Origin of the sequence: Bradyrhizobium diazoefficiens, assembly GCF_016612535.1 — a bacterium.
Lineage (GTDB): Bacteria > Pseudomonadota > Alphaproteobacteria > Rhizobiales > Xanthobacteraceae > Bradyrhizobium > Bradyrhizobium diazoefficiens_C.
In genome coordinates this window covers 2,630,704-2,650,529 of sequence record NZ_JAENXS010000001.1, presented here as the reverse complement: position 1 = coordinate 2,650,529, position 19,826 = coordinate 2,630,704, and the positions used below count along the sequence as shown (strand labels likewise).

16 protein-coding genes are annotated in these 19,826 nt (G+C 62.8%); 5 read left to right on the top strand and 11 right to left on the bottom strand.

Annotation, left to right across the window (positions count from 1 at the left end; translation table 11 throughout):
* Nucleotides 1-15: 15 nt before the first annotated feature.
* Together JJE66_RS12445 and JJE66_RS12440 are read right to left on the bottom strand one after the other, a co-directional pair.
* Nucleotides 16-3,426 (bottom strand): helicase-related protein, encoded by a 3,411-nt coding sequence (locus JJE66_RS12445; protein ID WP_200514552.1) that lies wholly within the window; start codon nucleotides 3,424-3,426, stop codon nucleotides 16-18.
* 441 nt (nucleotides 3,427-3,867) lie between these two features.
* Nucleotides 3,868-4,677, bottom strand: coding sequence for a DUF3108 domain-containing protein (locus JJE66_RS12440; RefSeq protein WP_200515339.1), 810 nt, complete (start codon nucleotides 4,675-4,677; stop codon nucleotides 3,868-3,870).
* Nucleotides 4,678-5,219: 542 nt separating this feature from the next.
* Between JJE66_RS12440 and rpmB the strand changes: the two genes are divergently transcribed.
* Together rpmB and JJE66_RS12430 are read left to right on the top strand one after the other, a co-directional pair.
* The gene (gene rpmB / locus JJE66_RS12435) at nucleotides 5,220-5,531 is read left to right on the top strand and encodes a 50S ribosomal protein L28 (protein WP_200514551.1); all 312 of its coding nucleotides are present in this window, start codon (nucleotides 5,220-5,222) and stop codon (nucleotides 5,529-5,531) included.
* A gap of 190 nt (nucleotides 5,532-5,721) precedes the next feature.
* The gene (locus JJE66_RS12430; protein ID WP_200514550.1) at nucleotides 5,722-9,741 is read left to right on the top strand and encodes an NACHT domain-containing NTPase; all 4,020 of its coding nucleotides are present in this window, start codon (nucleotides 5,722-5,724) and stop codon (nucleotides 9,739-9,741) included.
* A gap of 297 nt (nucleotides 9,742-10,038) precedes the next feature.
* On the opposite strand, the gene JJE66_RS12425 is transcribed toward JJE66_RS12430, so the two are convergent.
* From JJE66_RS12425 to JJE66_RS12405, 5 genes are all read right to left on the bottom strand, one after another.
* Entirely contained in the window at nucleotides 10,039-10,317 is a 279-nt protein-coding gene (locus JJE66_RS12425; RefSeq protein ID WP_200514549.1) for a DUF1488 domain-containing protein, read from the bottom strand.
* A gap of 48 nt (nucleotides 10,318-10,365) precedes the next feature.
* A complete protein-coding gene (locus tag JJE66_RS12420; protein WP_200514548.1) occupies nucleotides 10,366-10,770 on the bottom strand; it encodes a hypothetical protein in 405 nt (134 codons plus the stop codon).
* A 157-nt stretch (nucleotides 10,771-10,927) separates the two neighbouring features.
* Nucleotides 10,928-11,209 carry a hypothetical protein gene (locus tag JJE66_RS12415; protein WP_200514547.1) on the bottom strand — a complete coding sequence of 94 codons (282 nt, stop codon included), beginning with the start codon at nucleotides 11,207-11,209 and terminating at the stop codon, nucleotides 10,928-10,930.
* Nucleotides 11,210-11,257: 48 nt separating this feature from the next.
* Nucleotides 11,258-11,668: a hypothetical protein gene (locus JJE66_RS12410; RefSeq protein ID WP_200514546.1), complete on the bottom strand. Its 411-nt coding sequence runs from the start codon at nucleotides 11,666-11,668 to the stop codon at nucleotides 11,258-11,260.
* A 288-nt stretch (nucleotides 11,669-11,956) separates the two neighbouring features.
* On the bottom strand, nucleotides 11,957-12,253 hold the full coding sequence (locus JJE66_RS12405) for a hypothetical protein (RefSeq protein ID WP_200514545.1): 297 nt from the start codon (nucleotides 12,251-12,253) through the stop codon (nucleotides 11,957-11,959).
* Nucleotides 12,254-12,620: 367 nt separating this feature from the next.
* Here JJE66_RS12405 and JJE66_RS38440 point away from each other — a divergent pair, with 367 nt between their 5' ends.
* The 3 genes from JJE66_RS38440 (at nucleotide 12,621) to JJE66_RS12395 (ending at nucleotide 14,996) form a co-directional block, all read left to right on the top strand.
* Nucleotides 12,621-12,752, top strand: a complete 132-nt coding sequence (locus JJE66_RS38440; RefSeq protein ID WP_283818455.1) for a hypothetical protein — start codon at nucleotides 12,621-12,623, stop codon at nucleotides 12,750-12,752.
* 308 nt (nucleotides 12,753-13,060) lie between these two features.
* Nucleotides 13,061-14,401, top strand: a complete 1,341-nt coding sequence (locus tag JJE66_RS12400; protein ID WP_200514544.1) for a DUF2235 domain-containing protein — start codon at nucleotides 13,061-13,063, stop codon at nucleotides 14,399-14,401.
* 349 nt (nucleotides 14,402-14,750) lie between these two features.
* Nucleotides 14,751-14,996, top strand: coding sequence for a PilZ domain-containing protein (locus tag JJE66_RS12395; protein WP_200514543.1), 246 nt, complete (start codon nucleotides 14,751-14,753; stop codon nucleotides 14,994-14,996).
* Between the two features lie 8 nt (nucleotides 14,997-15,004).
* Here JJE66_RS12395 and JJE66_RS12390 read toward each other — a convergent pair whose 3' ends face one another.
* From JJE66_RS12390 to cobT, 4 genes are all read right to left on the bottom strand, one after another.
* Nucleotides 15,005-15,412, bottom strand: a complete 408-nt coding sequence (locus tag JJE66_RS12390; RefSeq protein WP_200514542.1) for a hypothetical protein — start codon at nucleotides 15,410-15,412, stop codon at nucleotides 15,005-15,007.
* 216 nt (nucleotides 15,413-15,628) lie between these two features.
* On the bottom strand, nucleotides 15,629-16,741 hold the full coding sequence (locus JJE66_RS12385) for an NADH:flavin oxidoreductase/NADH oxidase (protein WP_200514541.1): 1,113 nt from the start codon (nucleotides 16,739-16,741) through the stop codon (nucleotides 15,629-15,631).
* A 112-nt stretch (nucleotides 16,742-16,853) separates the two neighbouring features.
* On the bottom strand, nucleotides 16,854-17,915 hold the full coding sequence (locus JJE66_RS12380; protein ID WP_200514540.1) for an esterase-like activity of phytase family protein: 1,062 nt from the start codon (nucleotides 17,913-17,915) through the stop codon (nucleotides 16,854-16,856).
* Nucleotides 17,912-19,813, bottom strand: a complete 1,902-nt coding sequence (gene cobT / locus JJE66_RS12375) for a cobaltochelatase subunit CobT (RefSeq protein ID WP_200514539.1) — start codon at nucleotides 19,811-19,813, stop codon at nucleotides 17,912-17,914. Before cobT ends, JJE66_RS12380 begins: the two co-directional genes overlap by 4 nt.
* Nucleotides 19,814-19,826: the final 13 nt, after the last annotated feature.

Sequence of the window (19,826 nt, the reverse complement as noted above, 5' to 3'; positions counted from 1 at the left end):
CCGCTCGGTCGTGGATCACTCCTTACGGCCGGCGAGTTGCTCCTTCAGCGCGGCTAGCTTGGCGAAGGGCGAGTTCGGATCAATGGGCCGATCGCGCTCGCGCGGGTTCGCGCTCGAGGCATAGGGACGCAGCGACGGACCGCCCTGGCGGTCGCGGCCCTTGTCGCGGTCGCGGCCACGATTGTCGCGGCCCTTATCGCGATCGCCGCCGAATTTGCCCTTGTTGTGATCGCGCCCTTTGTTGTCGCGATCCTTATCACGATCCTTGCCTTCGAAGCGGCGGTTCTTGTCGTCGCGCCCCTCGGGACGCGGCGCGCCCTCGGCACCACCTTCGCGCGGTTTACGGAAATCCTTAGCCCCGTCCCTGCCAGAATCCCTGCGATGCCCGCCATGACGATGGCGCTCCCCGCGCTTCTCGCCGTCGGCGGCCTGGGCCGCTTCGCCCTCCGCGGGTGCAGCACCCGCCTCTGCACCGGCCTGCGGGCGCGCCTGATTGTTGTGACGCTGATGGCGATGACGCTCGTGGCGCGGCTTGCGATCCTCGTGACGGCCGCCGGGACGCCAGACTTCGATGAGCTCGGGCTCGGCGGACGCGGCCGCTTCAACAGGTGCAGCGGCATCAGCCGATGCGGCGGCTTCCGTTGCGGCGGTCTCGGCGGGAGCGGCTTCAGCGGCGGCCTCGACAGGTGCCGCAACCTCTTCGGCCGGCGGCGCAATGCCTGGGGCATCTTCGGGCGTAACAGGCGCTTCAGGCGAGGCTTCGAGCGCCGGCTCCTCGTGAGCGGGCTCGTCGTGCTGCTCCATGCCGGGGGCGTCTTCGACGGTGACGGGCTCAGCGGCGGCTTCGATCGCGGTGTCCGCTTGTGCTGCGGCCTCATCGACCGGGGTTTCAGTCGCAGTCGTCTCGGCCGAAGCCTCAGCCGCCGGCGTCTCCGCGGCGGCCACCACCGGCTTGGGCGGCAGCGGCGCACGCTTCTCCATGCGATAGCCGAGGGCGCGCAACACGGAGGCAAAGTCTTCGCCGGCGGAACCCGTGAGCGACGTCATCGACTGCGTCACCACAAAACCGCGGCCATCAAACGCGCCGGCGGGCTTTTCGCCGGGCGCGTTTTCGCGCCAGGCCAGCGCCGGCCGGATCAGATCGGCCAGACGCTCCAGAATGTCGACGCGCACGGCGCGCTCGCCGGCCTGCTTGTAGCCGAGCACGCGATAGGCATCGCGCGGCAGGATCTTGTCGACCGGAAACGAGGTGCGGCCCGAAGAGGCCAGATGCTGCGCGCCCGACAGTGCCGAGAGATCGACATTGTCCTGCTTCAGCGCCCACAGCAGTGCTGCCAGCGCACGCGCGGCGGGCTTCAGAATACCGGGGAAATAGATGTGATAGGCGCCGAAGCGGACGCCGTATTTGCGCAATACGGCGCGCGAGGGCTGGTCGAGATCCTTCAGCTCGTTGGCGATCTTCGGCCGTTCCAGCACGCCGAGCGCCTCGACGAGCTGATAGGCGATGCCGCGGGCAATGCCGGTGACGTCCTCGGCCTTGGACAGCTCGAACATCGGCCCGAGCAGCTTTTCGATATGCGTCTTGAGCCAGAGGTCGAGCCGCGCCTGCACTTTCTCGCGCGGCGCGCCGGTCAGCCGCTCGTCCGAGATGATGCGGATGCGCGGATGCAGCGCCTCCTCTGCGGCAGTCAGTCGCGCCACCGCATCGCCGGTCCAGCGGATCGTGCCGTCGGACGTCAGTACGAACTGCTCGTCCGGCGCGTTGCCGAGTCTTTCGGCGCGCGTGTTGATCTCGCCGGCGAGCACCGCTTGCGCGGCAGCCTGCAAGGCTTTCGCATCCGAGCCGGCTTCCGCCGCATCCGGTGCAAAGGTGAAGCCATCGAGGCGGCCGATGACATGGCCTTCGACGATGACTTCGCCGGTCTTGCCGATTTCCGTATTCAAGCTCGTGTTCTCCCGCAGGCGGCGCATCAATACACTGGTCCGGCGATCAACGAAACGCTCAGTCAAGCGTTCATGGAGCGCATCCGATAATTTATTTTCGACTTCGCGGGCGATCCCCTGCCAGCGTTCGGGGTCTTTCAGCCAGTCCGGGCGGTTGGCGACGAAGGTCCAGGTGCGGATCTGCGCGATTCGCGCCGACAGCGTGTCGATGTCGCCGTCGACGCGGTCGGCCTGGTCGATCTGGGCGGCAAACCAGGAATCGGGGATGCATCCCTTCTGCATCAGGAAGCCGTACAGCGTGGTGACGAGCTCGGCATGGGCGGCCGGCGACAGCTTTCGGTAGTCCGGGACCTGGCAGGCCTCCCAGAGCCGTTCCACCGCCGCCTTGCCATGTGCGACATCGCGCACCTCGACGTCGCGGGCGGCGTGGTCGAGCACGCGCATGTCTTCGGCAATGGGCGCCCGGGTCAGGGTCTCATGGCCGGGGGACAGGTTCAGCGACACCTGCAGCGCGCCGAGGGAAGAGAAATCCAGCTTCGAATTGCGCCATTGCAGCATCTTCACGGGATCGAAAATGTGATTCTGGAGCGCATTCACCAGCTCCGGCTCGAACGGCCCGCAGCGGCCCGTGGTGCCGAACGTGCCGTTGCGCGTGGCGCGGCCGGCGCGGCCGGCGATTTGCCCGAATTCGGACGGCGTCAGGCGGCGGAACTGGTAGCCATCGAATTTGCGGTCGGAGGCGAAGGCGACGTGGTCGACGTCGAGATTGAGGCCCATGCCGACCGCGTCGGTGGCGACGAGGTAATCGACATCGCCGTTCTGGAACATCTCGACCTGTGCGTTCCGTGTGCGCGGCGACAGCGAGCCCAGCACCACGGCGGCGCCGCCATGCTGGCGGCGGATCAGCTCGGCGATGGCGTACACTTCATCCGCCGAAAAGGCGACGATGGCGGTGCGGCGCGGCTGGCGCGTGATCTTGCGGTCGCCGGCGAATTCGAGCTGCGACAGCCTGGGACGGGTGATCATGGAGACGCCGGGCAGCAGCCGCTCGATGATCGGGCGCATGGTGGCGGCACCCAAGAGCAGCGTCTCGTCGCGGCCGCGGCGGTTGAGGATGCGGTCGGTGAAGACGTGGCCGCGTTCCAGATCAGAGGCGATCTGGACCTCGTCGACGGCGAGGAAGGAGACGTCGAGATCGCGCGGCATCGCCTCGACCGTCGACACCCAAAAACGCGGGTTCTTCGGCTTGATCTTCTCCTCGCCGGTGATCAGCGCGACGCTGTCTGCGCCCACGCGGGCGACGATCTTGTTATAGACCTCGCGCGCGAGCAGCCGCAGCGGCAGGCCGATCATGCCGGAGGGATGCGCGAGCATCCGCTCGATGGCGAGATGGGTCTTGCCGGTGTTGGTCGGCCCGAGCACCGCAGTGACGCCCGCGCCGGCGGCGCGCTCGGAAGCGAAGGGGGAGGAGGAAAAGGCCATGTCCAATTGATTAGGTAGTGGCTGATGGGGCGAATGTCAGTGCTGTTTGGGGCGGGTGGTGTGGAGGGAGACGGCAGAGCTTCCCCAAACCTGGCGCAACTGTCTCACTTTGCGACGCTTTTCCCTGTGCCCTTAAGCTTCGGAACGACTCCAGAACGAATCGCGGCCGAATCGCTGACTCTCCCCTGAGTCCCGTTCCGTTCACGCAAGGTGTCGTGGGACTGTTATTTCCATCGCACTAGATGGAGTTTTGGGCTGTCGCACAAGCGACGATATGGTGACGGATTTGGTTAAGTTGGGGACGGCGCGGAGTCGAATCAGAATCGGGGAGGAGTCAAATGGATTCCCGGGTGGGAGGCCCTTTCAGCCCATGTCGCGAAAACAACCCCATGCACAGTAGGTAAGTCGTTGATATCACTAGGGCGGCCGCAGCAACGCCGCCTACTGCGTCTTGGCGACCCTTGGCGGCTGGGCGGTGGTGATGAAGCTGGTCGCTTCCAGCATCGCCGGCCCGAGCGGCGTCGGCACTTTCAGCCAGAACGGGACCAAAACCCGCGTGCCGGCAACGGGCGCGAGCGCGATCTCGATGTTGCGCTGGGCGGCGAGGTATTTGATCACGGGGCGATCGGGGATGTAGCCGGCGACGGGGACGAAATAGAGCGAACAGACCACGACGGGGCCGTGATAGCCCTTCTCCGCCTTCACGGTCTCCATGCGCTTGAAATCGAGCTTGAGCTCGTAGCGCATGCGGCCGTCGAACACCGGCGCGCTGCCATGGCAGGCTTCCGGCGACACGGGATCGCCGGTGCCTGATACCCGCACCAGCGAGGCCGTCATCGGATCGAACACGCCGCGGCGATGCGCGTCCGTCACCACGATGCGGTCGGCATCGACCGGCGGCTCCGGAATGATGCCGAACTCCTTCACATTGCCCTTGTCCAGCGTGATGTGGATCTCTTCTGTCTTTTTCGAGGTGGTGGTGGAGGCCTGGTAGGCGGTCGCGACCAGCGCGCCGTTGACGATGCGGCCCTGCGAAGCGCCGGTGCCGGAGCCGTTCGCGATCGATTTCAGGATGCCGGAGGTGCCGCCGGAGGCCGCGGCCGAAAACACATCGTCCTGGATGTCGATGTGCCAGGCGCCCTTGCCCACGGGAATGCCCGCCAGCGACGCCTCATACTGCGCCTCGAGCTTGCCCTGCGCCGCCGCGGGCTCCGCCGCCCACGCCAGAACCAGCCCGCCGAAAGCAGCCAAAGCCAGCCTGCCGGCCGACCGCAGCCGGGGCGGAGAGAGGGTGGACGTGTGCACGAGACGATCCAATCGGAAAGCGAGTGGTTGTTACTTAAGCCTGTTACGGCCGCAAGCAATGCATCCCGGCCGCATGAGGCCGGGAACTCACCGGACTCTTTCGGCGGCGAATACGCCCTTTATGTGATGGTAAGGCGTTTTAAACATTGCCGTTTTGGTGATTGGCCCGTGCCCCGGGCCCCGGGCTCCGACACCTCTCCCGCTTGCGGGAGAGGTCGCGCAAAGCGCGGGTGAGGGCTTTCTCCTCTGGGGGACACCAACCGTGACAAGAACTGCCCCTCCGCGGAGAGAGCCCTCTCCCCACCCTCCCCGCGCGCGGGGGAGGGGGCGCACCTCTCGTGAGGCATGAATCCCCGCCCCAAAACCTTGACGTCCCGCCCCTTCCCCCTATACGTCCGCCGCTCCCTGCAAGGACAGAGAATTTGCCCCCGTGGCGCCCCGAATGGCGGCCGCAACTCGTTGGGGGCTCAGCCTAAAGGATTTGTGACATGTCTCGCCGCTGCGAACTGACGGCCAAGGGCCCCCTCGTCGGCCACAAGGTCAGCCACTCCAACATCAAGACCAAGCGCCGCTTCCTGCCGAACCTCGTCAACGTGACGTTCATCAGCGAAGCCCTGGAGCGCAACGTGCGCCTGCGCGTCTCGACCAATGCGGTCAAGAGCGTCGACCACAATGGCGGTCTCGACGCTTTCCTGATCAAGGCCAAGGCCGACAATCTGTCGCCGCGCGCCCTCGAGCTGAAGCGCGCCATCCAGAAGAAGGTCGGCCCGACGCCTGCGCCGGAGAAGAAGGCCAGCTAAGCGAATTTTGCAATCGGGCGGGGGCTAGGTTGCGTCGCATGGCGTAGGCTTAGCCAAGTCGAGTTTTGCGTTGCGGCCGGATCGGAAGATCCGGCCGTTTTTGTTTTTGGGACGCGACATGGCCGATTAGTTGCTTCAATCGAGAACGCCGCTACTTTTGCGAGTATCGGACGAATCGGCTTGAGCAGAGATGGTAGACCTCTACATACCCAGAACGCTGATCCGAGATCGCGGACAAGACAATGAAGCGGTGGTCACCGAAGCCGACATCCCCTCGATTAATGCGCCCATTGTCATCCTGGGTGATCCAGGTCTGGGAAAAACCAGACTAACAAAAGCACTCGAAACCAGATTTGGCTTTAGACGCATTGCGGCCGGCACATTTTATCGGATGCAGAGTTCCCCTGCACTCCCGGTTGCACCGGAGAGCAAACTCGTCATAGACGGCCTAGATGAAATCACATCATCATTCGGCTTCTCAGCAATCGACGAGGTTTTGCGAAAGCTTTCGGAGCTCCACAATCCGAACTTCATTCTTTCGTGCCGTTCCGCAGACTGGCTGGGATCGACCGATCGCTATAAAATAAGCCAAGACTACGGCGTCGACCCTGTCACTCTTCATCTACAGCCCTTCACCATTGAGGATGCAGCGGGCTTCCTCAGCTCCTACAGCGAAACAATCTCCCCGCATGAAGTGCTCGATCATTTGGAGAGACAAGATCTTGGAGAGTTTTACGTCAATCCGCTGACGTTGACCTTAGTTGCAGAGATTGTCGCTGCCGGACAGGGACTCCCAGAGGGACGAGCTGACCTCTTTGAAAGCGCATCGAAACTACTCACTTCAGAGCGCAACCCCGCCCACTATAGATCGAAAGCTGCTCGATCAAACCCAGAGGCGCTACTAGACTCAGCTGGGGCAATCTTCACACACATCCTTCTATCGGGCTCACTAGGGGTTTCGGATCGGCACTGGAATGAACTTCCGGAAGGATACGCCCAAGTAGCAGAACTTGACGATATTCCGAGCGCTCCTGCGGTGCGCGACGCGATTAAGACGCGACTGTTTCAGAGCCCAGATGAAAATCTTTATACGCCGTATCATCGAGTCATCGCCGAATTTGTCGGAGCCCGATGGCTATCTAAGCGTCTTTCAGATGGCCTATCTGAAAGACGCGTATTCCAGGCTCTCACTTTTAACGGGGGCGTTCCCACCCCTTTCAGAGGCTTGCACGCGTGGGTCGCCCACTTTTCTCCTCGCTTTGCTTCGCGTTGCATCAAAGTAGACCCTTACGGAGTACTTAGGTACGGCGACACCGACCGTCTCTCGGTCGGTCAAGCGCGCCTTTTGCTACAGTCGTTGGCGTCATTGGCTGACGAGGATCCGTACTTTCGCAGCGAGGATTGGGGACGCCGTGCAATTTCCGGCCTAGCTCGACTTGAGCTCAAAGATGAGGTCGTCGCAATCATCACGGATCCAGAACGGCACGTTCATTTATCAATGCTCGTATTAGAGGCTCTTCGGAACTCAGAACTCACCAACGCGATCGCAATTGAACTACAATCAATCGTCGAAAATCCGCAAGCAGTGTACGCCGAAAGAAGCAGCGCAGTCGCCGCGCTTGCTGAGAGTGGCTCCAAGGTCGACTGGGTCTCCCTAGCTGAGAAACTCCACGATCGCGGAGAGACAGGCGACGGCCGATTGACGCTCGAAGTCATTGCTTCATCCAGCGCGGCTGGATTCTCTGCGGAGCAAATAACTGAAGCCATACTCGACTATGAGCGACGCGACGAAGAGCACGATGACACAGCCGACGATCCCTACGTTTCAGGGATGACTTATGGAATCACTCGAGCAATTTCCTCCGCCTTGTCAGGATCGATCCTCGATGAAATGTCAGATCGCTTCAAATCCAAGAACTGGCGCGCAAGATTTGAACTGACCAGCGCTATCAATCAGCTCCTCGAGAAAGCAATTCAATGCGACCAACTTCCAACTCCAGAGCGTGCGTGGTCGTGGCTCAAACTAATGGAAACCGAGAGCGGATACATATCTGATCGCAAACGCCCAGTCCAAGAATGGTTGACCCAAAACCCCGTCCTGCGCCGGCAAATACAAAAGCACGTAATCTATTCTGCCGATGGCAAGGAGGGGCCTTTGATGAAAATCGTGCATGACCTCCCCTTGGCAAACCGCGCCCTGGCAATTTCCGTTAGTGATGCCGCCGAAATGCTCACAGAACTAAACTTGAAGGACGATCTATCGGACAACGACATTACACTTTGGAGTGACCTACTGCGAAGCCAACAATACTCTGACGGATTTCCTCCGGACGTCAGCGCCGCGGCGAATCTCGGCATTGAACGCCATTCTAGATTGGCTCAACTCTGGAAAGAGATCACTGCGCCTCCAAAGCATAACTGGAGGAAGGAAGAAGAGGCACGAAGGTTTCGCCAAGAAGAGGAACGTGCGAATCGGTTTGCTGATCACCGTATTGAATATCTTCCACACATTGCAGCGATCAGGGCAGGCGAGGATATCGGCTCGCTCGTTCAAATTGCGAGAGCCTACCTCGGAATGTATCATGACCTTGATAGAGGCAACACGCCTCAAGAACGAGTACGTATCTGGCTCGGAAGCGAACTGACGGAAGCCGCAACTCTTGGCTTTGTCAAAGCCCTCGCACGAAAGGACATGCCAAGCGCTCAGCAAATCTCCGAAACTCATGTCGAGGGAAAATATAAAAATGTTGAGTTAGTGCTTGCTTGCGGGATTTGTGAAGTTGCTCGCGCTGACCACCCCTTGGCGACGATTTCTTCCTCAATCGCAAGCGCCGCGCTGGCGTCACTGTGGGATTCCGCCGCGTTCGATCCGAAGCAAATCGGCCAAGATATTCAAGACTCGCTCGAATTGAAGGTCTTTACCTCGGAATCTTCTAAAGAGGAATTCTTGCGCTCCGTAGTTGAGCCTCATATCCGAGCAGGGCATCAGCATGTGCCAGGCCTTTATCGAATCGCCCAGGAAGGCCGCTTCAATTTGCTTGCTGGTAGCCTAAGCTTAAGTTGGCTCAGTGATTATCGATCCGCCAGCACTAATGTTCAGACCTCTCTGGTTCGAATGGCTCTCGCACGTGGAAAGCAACTTGATCTTCGCACTCTTGCGCGCCAACACATTTCTGAGAGAGACAGTCATGATGTAAGCTGTCGGAAGCTTTGGATCTGCGTATCGTTCTTAGTGGATTTTGACGGCACCAAGGAGATTTGGACGGACCAATTTCGAACGGACAAGTCTTATCTATGGCTCGTGCAAGACTTACAGGAACGCAGTCGACACGAGGAAGATACTCAGAGTTATCTGACGGTCGACCAGCGCGAAGCAATCATTCAATACTTTGGGACCGCGTGGCCGTTCGTTGCCCGTCCATCCAGCACAAATGGAAGCAACAACCCATGGGATGCATCAAGCTTTATTCGCGCCAACGTTCGCGCGATAGGCTCCGACCCTACTGAGAACGCCTCAGATATTCTTAATCGCCTCTCATTGTCTGGTATCGCCTCTTCGTATGGTGACGACATCAAGCACGCGCGCGCACAACAGCTGCGTTTGAGACGTGACAGCGACCTTCACGTGCCGAGCTTCAGCGAGATAAAGAACACCCTAGCGGGCAGACTTCCCGCCAACATTGATGATCTGAAGGCCGTTCTCTTGGATCGGCTCGAAACGGTCCAAAATTACATTCGAACTGGCGATACTCAGGCTTGGGAAGCTTACTGGAGCGGCGAGACACCAAAAGACGAGAATACCTGCCGAAACCGATTGCTGGATCAATTGCGCGATAAAGTAACAGTTGAGATTAACTTCCTCCCAGAAGTGACTATGCCTGATGCGACTCGTGCGGACATCGTAGCTACATACTTGGATTATGGCGTACCCGTCGAAATAAAGGGACAGTGGCACCGCAACGTCTGGAACGCAGCGAGTGTTCAGCTAATAGAGAAATACTCGCGCGATTGGCGTGCAGACGATCGTGGCATCTACCTTGTCCTTTGGTTTGGACGCGTTGGAAAAAAGAACTTGCGCAAACATCCGGCGGGTTTGGCGGCGCCCAAATCAAGCAGCGAGCTTCGACAGATGCTAGTTGCTGGGCTATCTCCCACTGAACGCGCAAGGATCGACATATTCATTCTGGATGTGTCAAAGCCCAAGTCGTGAGATATTCACTTTCGTACCGTCAACTTCAGCCGTCCCGGTAGCATCACCGGGGGCCCACCGTGGAGCACTGGCAACGAGATCTCGGAGAACATCTCCTGCGTCCTGAAGCTCTATCGCTGCCTGCGTAAGACGCAGAGGACAGAGCCGCGGCAGATGGTGTTTTGCGCTTCTGGAGCGGGGGTAATGGAGCCGTCGACGGAGATTCGGCGGTAGGCCGACATTAGGCTGGCCGGCCCTGGAACTCGCCCCCGGCTGCGGCCTCGATAATAAAATGTTCTCGCCTCGTAAGTCCGCCCCCTACCCCCGAAAATCGATGCTCCGCAGCACGATCCCCGGCGGGGTGCCCTCGAACTCCGTTGCCTGATATTTGCGTCCCGCGCAGGCTTCGATGCGCTCGCGCAGGCGCATGAACTGTTCTTCGCGCTCGCTCGGCCGCGCGCGCGGGCCGCGTTCGAGATCGTCCATGGCGGAGGTCGAGATCGCGCAGGCAACCTCCCGCGCGCCGTCCTGCATCGAGAACTGGACGATGCCGCGGTCCTGTTCGTGGCCGACGAAGCGGCCGCTGGTGAGGGTCATGTGTGTACTCCTGACTTGCGATCGGTGCTCTCCCTCTCCCCTTGTGGGCTAGCTTGGGCACACATTTTTGGCGAGGAAGAAGCCTTGGGCGATGGCTCGGAAGCGTTCGAGCCCGTCGCGCATTGTGATTGGGCCGTTGGATTTGTCGCTCTCGTAACCGGTCCAGCCACCGAGGCGGGCGATGGTCCAGCCGGCCCAAGCAAGGCTGCTTGGTATATGGGGATTTTGCTGTTTGGCGGTGCGGCCCCGCAAACGTTCCTGCAAGGCCGATAGAACCTGCATTTCGCGATCGTCAAAGACGTGCGAGGCAGGTTGGCTATCGTCGAGCGAGGCGCGCGCGAGCACGAGTTGCATGGTTTGGCACGCGGCGATGAGAGCGATAACGGCGAGCTTTTCCAGCGCCGCGCCTTCGGCAAGAACGCTCGCCTCGAGATCAAGGCCTTGGCGCTTCACGGTCCTGAACAATTGTTCGACATGCCAGCGCTGCGGTACCAGCCGATCACCGTGACAGCCTGTTCGACAGTTTCGACATCATGGGTGGTCAGCAAACGCCACAGGACAGGTTCCTCGCCGCTCGGCGGATCAATCTCGGACTTCGACCGCGGAGAGTTCAATTTGGCGGCGCGTGGGGATCGGAGCAGGATGCTGGCCGACAGACGACGACCGTTCCGAACCGCACCGCCAACTGCGCTTGACGAGCCTGGCGCTTGCCTGCCCGCGCCGGCAGATCGATCGCCAAGCGATGTTGCTCGGGCAGTGCCGCCATGGTCGCAAACAGAGCGCGGTCGCCTGTTGTTGCACGATCCCGGCACGCGCGGCTCAACAGATGCGTGCGACGATCCGGCAGGCGAGCCCACTTCTCATAAATGTCTCCTTCGCGATCGTCGATCACTGTGATCATGCTCGCCTTGGTCAGGCCCCATTTGGCCGCCGCGGCCCTTCACCCATCGATAGGATTCCTTTTCCTCAATCGGCTGCTGCGATAGTCGGCGGCCTTGGTTTTAAAGCGGCGCCAGACCTGCACGTCGGCCAGGCCCAGACAGTGACCTGTTTCTGCATCAACCGTCAGAACGGGATGCACGAACAGGCCGACGTCACGGCCATTGCCCACCCGGCCGAGATCGCGCTTGCGCCCTCGCTTGGCCTCATAGTTGATCTCGCTGGTATCCTGGATCGCCAGGACGTGCCGGCCGGCCGCAATCTCACGCAGACGCGCTCGCGCGCGGATCACCATCTTGTCGACCGTGACCCGCTCATTCATCAAAAAGCGCCGAAATTTGACCTTCTCGGCGCGATCCTCGCCAAGTTTGCGCAGACAAACCGTCTGTCGCTCGCAGACACGCGCAAGCAACAGAGCGCCATTTTTTTAAGACGCTCGTCGCCGAAATAGCCGATATCCATCTCCGCCATCGCTCCGCTGCCAGAATCACGACGGCCTACACAGAATCACAGGCGATTCATTCTGTGCAAGAGATCTGTGCCCAAGCTAGCCCGCTCGCGGGGGAGGGTCGGGGTGGGGGTGTCTCCACAATCGACGCTCCCCCAGAGGAGAGAGCCCTCACCCGGCGCGCGGGACGATGCTTTGCATCGCCCGGGCGCGCCGACCTCTCCCGCAAGCGGGAGAGGTGAACCGACCGCCTCAATTGTCCCCGGTGAGCCTGGCGAAATCGTCGAACAGGGCGGCGACCAGCGCGCGGTGCCTGGAGTCTTCGGAGGGCAGGCTCGCAGCGTAGATGTTGAGCAGATAGCGCGCCTTCGCGGCTGCCTCCGGCCACGATGCCGCGGGCACGGTGAGCAGCTGGTTCTCGAGCGCGGTCTCGCGCTCGCGCAGCTCCTTGAGATTGGTCTCGACCTCGGCCAGCGCGCGGCGAAGATCGGTCGCCTTCTGGGCGGCCATGCCGCGGTGCTTGTCGAGATCGACGGTATGGTCAGTCATGGCATGGACAGTCTTGGGCGACACTCGCATCGATGTGTTGCGCCTCGCCAGGGCGTGGATGCGGATTGGTTTCGCGCCGCGAACGGATGGTCATGAACGCCTGCCTTGCCTTGCGAGAGCGGCCCCAACCGACGCCAGCGGTCGCGACCATGCGCCTCTGGCGCTGCAATAGCCAGCGCTATTGCCAGCACGGCGCGTGCGGCGAAGCGCGCACCGCTTTAGTGCTCGCTATTGCCGTGGTGCAGGCGTATTTTTGGTGTGCTTCTGCGCGACGGCAACATGCACGTGCGCGTCTGCCGGCCCGCGCGGACGGATGCTGCAACCGGACGACCTCAGCGAATTCGAACCACCATCGAAGGAGAGCGACATGGCCAAGGGACAGCAACGCAGCAATCGCGAAACCAAGAAGCCGAAGAAGGACAAGGTCAAGGTGACCGCCGCGGCGCCGAGCCGCAAGGAGGGGGCGTGGCAGCCGGAGATCGGTCAGAAGAAGAAGTAGGGGGCGGACGAGCCGCGTAGAAGGTGCGCTCCCTCTCCCGCTTGCGGGGGAGGGCTGGGGTGGGGGTGCTTCCGCAATGGGCACTCCCTATGAGGAGCGAGCCCCCACCCGGCGCTACGCGCCGACCTCCCCCGCAAGCGGGAGAGGTTGAGGAGCCCGCGGCCAAATCGATCCAATCAAGTGCCATCGCGCTCGCGGCCAGACACTGCGAGCATGATAGCCGAAATAGCCCACCTCCTCCGCCGTCTCTTCTCCGTCGCGGTTTTCCGCTATACTCGCTCCGGTAGCATCACCGGGAGGGGCGGACCGTGGAGCATGATGGCCAGCACGAGCACAAATCCGAACCGAAAAACCTCGTCGTCTGCTGTGACGGCACCGGCAACGAGATATCGGAAAATATCTCCAACGTCCTGAAGCTCTATCGCTGCCTGCGCAAGACGGACAAGACGCATCCGCGGCAGATGGTGTTCTACGATCCCGGCGTCGGCACGGTGACGGAGCCGTCGACGTGGAATCGCTGGAAGTCTGACATCAAGCTGGTGCTGGGGCTCGCCACCGGCTACGGGCTCGATGACAACGTGCTCGCGGCCTATTGCTTCCTGGTCGCGCATTACGCGCCGGGCGACCGCATCTATTTGTTCGGCTTTTCGCGCGGTGCTTACACGGTGCGCGTGCTGGCGGGGCTAATCCACAAAATCGGGCTGATCTCGCCGGAGCAGGCCAACCTCGCAGGAAGCGGCCTCGTCGCCTACAAGCAATATTCCGGGCTCGGGCGCGGCAACGACATCGAGGACCTCAAGGACGTCGTCGTCGACGACCAGGGGCCGCTGCCGAAGGACGCATTCGATCTCGCCGCGCAATTTGCGCGCATCACCTCGACGCGCTGGCCGACCATCCATTTCATCGGCGTGTGGGACACGGTGGCGAGCGTGATCGTGCCGCGGCGCGACGTCTTCTTCCTCGTCTTCAGCCTGGAGGAACTCGCCTTCACGCTGCGCAATCCGAGCGTGAACATTTTTCGCCAGGCGATCGCGATCGACGAGCGGCGCTGCATGTTCCGCCTGAAAGCGTACGAGGAGCCGCAGGACTACTGGCGCAACCGCTACGTGCCCGACGAGAAGAAGGAGCCGCAGGACATCCTTCAGGTGTGGTTCGCCGGCGTGCATTGCGACGTCGGCGGCGGCTATCCGGAGACCGAGAGTGCGGACTCGAAATATCCGCTGCTGTGGATGATCGACGAGGCGACCAAGGCCGGGCTGAAGTTCAACCCAAGCACCGTGAACCAGCTCGCCTGGGGCGTTCAGCGCAAGGGGAGCCCATTCAGCTACGTCCCGCCGGCTTTTACCGGCAAGGCGGGCGTGCTGCACAATTCGATGAGCGCGGCCTGGCGCGTGCTGGAATTTTTGCCGAAGCGCGCGAGCTACAAGGAATGGCCGGAGCGGACGGTGTTTTTCGGCTTCTACATCCCCGATGGCGAACCGCGCCTGATTCCCGAAGGCGCGCATGTGCATGAGAGCGTGGTCAAGCGCATGGCGGTGGAGCCGGATTATCGGCCGGTGAACCTGCCGAAGGCGTATGTGACGGTGGCAATGCCGGTGGCGCCGGGGGTGGGGGCTGAGACGGAGGTGGGGGAGATTGTGGCAGGGTGATGCTGGGCGATGGCGGCGCCACACCAAAAGTGTCGTCCCGGCGAAGGCCGGGACCCATACCCCCAGGGAGAAGTTTGGCGAAGACTCGTGGTTTGGTACTTCTGCTTCCCACAGCCGAAAGACCACGCGGTATGGATCCCGGCCCCCCGTGCGCAATTGCGCACTAGGCCGGGACGACGGCGGAGTTTGAGGCGGCGGTTGGTGCACCATCCCACCCCGCTACCTCCGCTTTCCGCATTCCACGCTACTTTTCATTAAAATTCTCCCGCCCGCCTTAGGCGGATCGCATCACCTGCCCCCCATGATGGGACAGACCCGCCGCGCCTTGCGGAATTGGAGGAGAGTGCCAATGCATCCGCGCCGACATGCCCGTGTCAAACCTGCAGGCCTGGTCTCCCGCCAGGCCAAGATCATCACCGACGCGCGCGCGCCGGTGATCCCCTGCACGCTGGTCGACTATTCGCCGGGCGGCGCCTGCATCGATCTCGGCGGTCAGGTGAAGATTCCCGATCGGTTCGAGCTGCTGCACGTCAACACCAAGAAGCGCTGCCGCATCGCCTGGAAGCGCGGCACGAAAGTCGGCGTGGTGTTTTAGGATCTTGCCTACCCCCGCATCCGCGCCTTGGCGCCCGCGACGATCTGCATGGCGACGCCGGCGATCCAGCCGAGGAACACCAGCCAGGTCAGCGCGCCATCCGGCTCGAGGCGGAGCACGATGACGGCGACCGAGGCCAGCGCCGCGAGCGTGGCGCAGAGCGTGCCGGCGGAACTCAGCAGTTCCGCGGCGTCGATCTCGCTGTGCGCCTCGTCGAACGGCAGCTGCGGCGTGTCGATGCCGAGATAGAAGCCGACCGCGCCGAGCAGCATCATCAAGAGCAGAAACCCCTGCGTGGTGAGCGACGGGATCGCGGAGCCGACATGGGCGCCGACGAACAACCCGCAGGCCGCGCCCGCCATCGCGAGGCCAATCCGTTCCAGCACATGGGCAGTCTTGCGGACAGCAAATCGCATGGCGGGCCTCGCGCAGCGTTGAGTGCTGCGGAGGTTAGGCCTGTTTTGCGACGGGTGGAAGGTAAGGGGAGTTACGGATGCGTGAGGTCGGGGGTCAGGGACGCGGCGGCGTCTCCACACTCTCGGTGTCGTCCGCCCTTTGAATCGATAGATCACGCGGTATGGATCCCGGCCTGCGCCGGGACGACACCATTGTTGTCGCGCCATACGCGCGCCTCACCGCGCCCCGAACGACGTCTTGCCGAACAGCTCCTTCTGCGTCGACGGCTGCGAGCGCCAATATTGCGGCGGGGCTTCGACGACGCCGCCGACGTCAGCCGCGGCGTGCCAGCCCCAGCGGGGGTCGTAGAGCATGCCGCGGGCGAGCGCGACCATGTCGGCCTTGCCGGATGCCACGATCTCTTCAGCCTGCTTGCCTTCCGTGATCAGGCCGACGGCGATGGTCGGCAGTCCCGCCTCGCGCTTGATGGCGTCCGCGAACTGCACCTGATAGCCGGGGCCGAGCGGGATCTTCTGCAGCGGCGAGACGCCGCCGGAGGAGGCATCGATCCAGTCGACGCCGCGCGCCTTCAGCGCTTTCGCAAACTCGATGGTCTGCGCCAGATCCCAGCCGCCTTCGACCCAATCGGTCGACGACACCCGCATGCCGACCGGTTTTTCGTGCGGGAATACCTCGCGCACCGCGTCGTAGATTTCGAGCGGGAAGCGCATGCGGTTCTCAAGCGAGCCGCCGTATTCGTCGGTGCGCTTGTTCGAGATCGGCGACAGGAACTGATGCAGCAGATAGCCGTGGGCGCCGTGCAGCTCGAGGGCGTCGATGCCGATGCGCTCCGCGCGTTTTGCCGAGTCGACAAAGGCGTCGCGGATGCGCTTCAGGCCCGCGGCATCGAGCGCCAGCGGCGCGGCCTCGCCCTCCTTGTGCGGCACCGCCGACGGCGCCACGGCCTGCCAGCCGCCTTGCGCCTCGGGGATGAGCTGGCCGCCGTCCCAGGGCCGCGCGCTGCTTGCCTTGCGGCCCGCATGGGCGAGCTGCATCGCGATCGCGGTGTGCGAATGTTTGCGCACCGAGGTGAGTATCTGCTTCAGCGCGGCCTCGGAGGCGTCGCTGTAGAGCCCGAGACAGCCCGGCGTGATGCGGCCGATCGCCTCGACATGGGTCGCCTCGATGCAGAACATCGACGCGCCCGACAGCGCCAGATTGTTGATGTGGGTGAAATGCCAGTCGGTGGGAACGCCGTCTTCGGCCGAATATTGGCACATCGGCGACACCACGACGCGGTTCTTCAAAGTCAGGCCGCGCAGCTTGATCGGGGAAAACAGGGCGCTCATGCGGGGATCCGGGGATGGGAGGGATGGAAGCGATTGCATGAAGTTTAGGTGGCGGATCGCGAATTGCCAGTTGCGCAGGCGGCATGGCCGCTAGCGAGGCCATGCATTGCGGCTACTCCGCCAGCGTGAACTGCAACAGCAGGGTGCGCTGGAGCAGCGAAAAATTATCGTCCGACACCATCGTCAGCACGGTCTCGCCCTCCGCCGTGACGTGGGCGTCGATGCCTTCCATGTTGTCGACCTCGTGGCCGAGATCGGCGTGAAACAGCACGGGGCCGTCGACCAATGCGCCGGGCGCGATGGTCTTCAGGGGGATCGACCGGATGCGGATGTCGATGCCGGTGAACCAGGAGAATTTGCGCTCGAGGATGAGCAGCTCGCCCGACGGCAGCAGCACCGCGTCGCTGATGAACTGCTGGTCGGTTCGGTGGATGCTGAACTGGCCCGGCGTCGGACCGCCGATCAGGAAGCCGATCAGATTGCCGTCGGCGTCGAAGCCGCCTTCGGACATCGCGATCAGCGTGTCCGCGAGCGGCTGGCCTTTCGGCACGAACACCAGCGCCTCGAGCCCCTTGTTGTAGGGCAGCTTGCGCAACGCTCCCGGCGTCGGCAGCACCTCGCCGCGGGCCCGCGTGCCGCCTTTGGCGAAATCGAAGCGCATGATCTGGTTGACGCGTTCGAGCCCGACATAAACGAGCGAGCCGTCGCGCGCGAGCGACTCGGTATCGTACCAGAGCCGCTTCTCCGTGATCGGCCGCCCCTCGGCGTTGAGCATGGGCGCCGCCTCGACATCGTCGAGCCCGACCATCTTGCCGCCGGCATAGCGGATGCGGCCTGTAAACCAGCTGCCCTGGTCGGACAACGCGAGAAAATGCTCACCCTTGTCGTCGAGGAAGCGGAAGCCGGACAGGCCGCCAAAACCGCGATGCGGCGAGGTCAGAACGAGCCCGCTGCGATATTGCAATGAGCCGAAGCGCGTGCGCGACCGGTCGCGCGGCTCGAAATCGGGAATCGGCCGCGAATTGACCTCGATCGCGGCAGGCGCGGTGACGGCGTGCTCGGGCTGCGCCGGTTTTGGCGCGGCCTGTGCGTGCGCGTACGGGGACAGAGCGAGAGTGGAAAATCCCGCCGCCGCGTGGCCGATGAAGCTGCGGCGGGACGAGTGCGTGCTCACGAATGCAGTTTGCGTCGCGGGCGATTGGCCGGTTGCGTGGGCGCCGTGTTGGTCTCGCTGAAGAGTTCGGCGAGCTTTTCGGTGATGGCGCCGCCGAGTTCCTCCGCGTCCACGATCGTCACCGCGCGGCGATAGTAGCGCGTGACGTCATGGCCGATGCCGATCGCGATCAGCTCGACCGGCGAGCGGGTCTCGATCTCCTCGATGATGTGGCGCAGATGCCGCTCGAGATAGTTGCCGGGATTGACCGACAGCGTGGAATCGTCGACCGGCGCACCGTCCGAGATCATCATCAGGATCTTGCGCTGCTCGGCCCTCGCCAGCAGGCGCTTGTGCGCCCAGTCGAGCGCCTCGCCGTCGATGTTCTCCTTCAGCAGCCCCTCGCGCATCATCAAGCCAAGATTTTTTCGCGCACGACGCCAGGGGGCATCCGCCGACTTGTAGATGATGTGGCGGAGATCGTTGAGACGGCCGGGGCTGGCCGGCTTGCCGGCGGCAAGCCACGCCTCGCGCGATTGCCCGCCCTTCCAGGCGCGCGTGGTGAAACCCAAAATCTCGACCTTGACGCCGCAACGCTCCAGCGTGCGCGCGAGAATGTCGGCGCAGGTCGCCGCCACTGTAATGGGGCGTCCGCGCATCGAGCCGGAATTGTCGAGCAGCAGCGTCACCACGGTGTCGCGGAACGTCGCCTCCTTCTCGTGCATGAAGGACAGCGGATGATAGGGATCGGTCACCACGCGCGACAGCCGCGCGGGGTCGAGAATGCCCTCTTCGAGGTCGAACTCCCAGGCGCGGTTCTGCTGCGCCATCAAACGCCGCTGCAGCCGGTTGGCGAGGCGGGCGACGATGCCTTGCAGATGCGCGAGCTGCTTGTCGAGATAGGCCCGCAGACGCTCCAGCTCGTCATGGTCGCAGAGATCTTCGGCGGCGATGACTTCGTCGAATTTCGGCGCGAAGGCGTGATATTCCGGACCGCGCGGCTCGTTCTTGCCATGCGCGTTCGGACGCGTCGCCTCGCCCGGGGTCTCGTCGTCGCCGAGTTCGCCGTCGTCGAAGGTATCCGAGGTCGAGGCCTGCGCGCTTTCCATCGCGCTCTCGCTCATATCTTCCGAAGACGCCTGCGCCTGGTCGGCGCTCATCTCTTGCGCAGCGTCGGAATCGGGCGAGCCCTCGGCGCCGGACTGATCGTTGTCGCCGTCCTGGTTCTCGTCGTTGTCCTCATTGTCCTCGCTGTCGGCGCTGCGCTCGTCGCCGATATCGAGCGCCGTCAGGAGATCATGCACGGCATCGCCGAACCTGGTCTGGTCCTCGACCACGCCATCGAGCCGGTCGAGCCGCTTGCCGATCTTGTCTTCGAGAATCGGACGCCAGAGATCGACCATCTTCTTCGCAGCCGTGGGCGGCGCCAGCCCGGTCAGGCGCTCGCGCACCAGCATCGCCAGCGCATCCGCCAGCGGGGCGTCGGCGCGGTCGGTGATCTCGTCGAACTTGCCGCGATGGAAGTGGTCGTCGAGCATCGCAGTGAGATTCTTGGCCACGCCCGCCATGCGGCGCGCGCCGATCGCCTCGACGCGGGCCTGCTCGACCGCCTCGAACACGCCGCGCGCCTGCGGATTGCCGGGCATCAGCTTGCGATGCAGTTTCGCGTCGTGACAGGCGATCTTGAGCGCGATGGAATCGGCGTGGCCGCGCACGATCGCGGCGTCGCGCTTGGTCATCTTCCGCGCCGGCTCGGGCAGCCGCGCCTTGCCGGGCGCGAGGCCGGGACGCTCCGCGGCGAAGGAAACGTCGAGCTCGGGCGATTTCGCGATCGCCTTGAGGCAGGAGGCCACCGAGCGCTTGAACGGCTCGGTCGGCGCTTCCTTGGTGTTACGGAATTTGGAGTTGGAGGTGGTCATCTGACCCTATCTG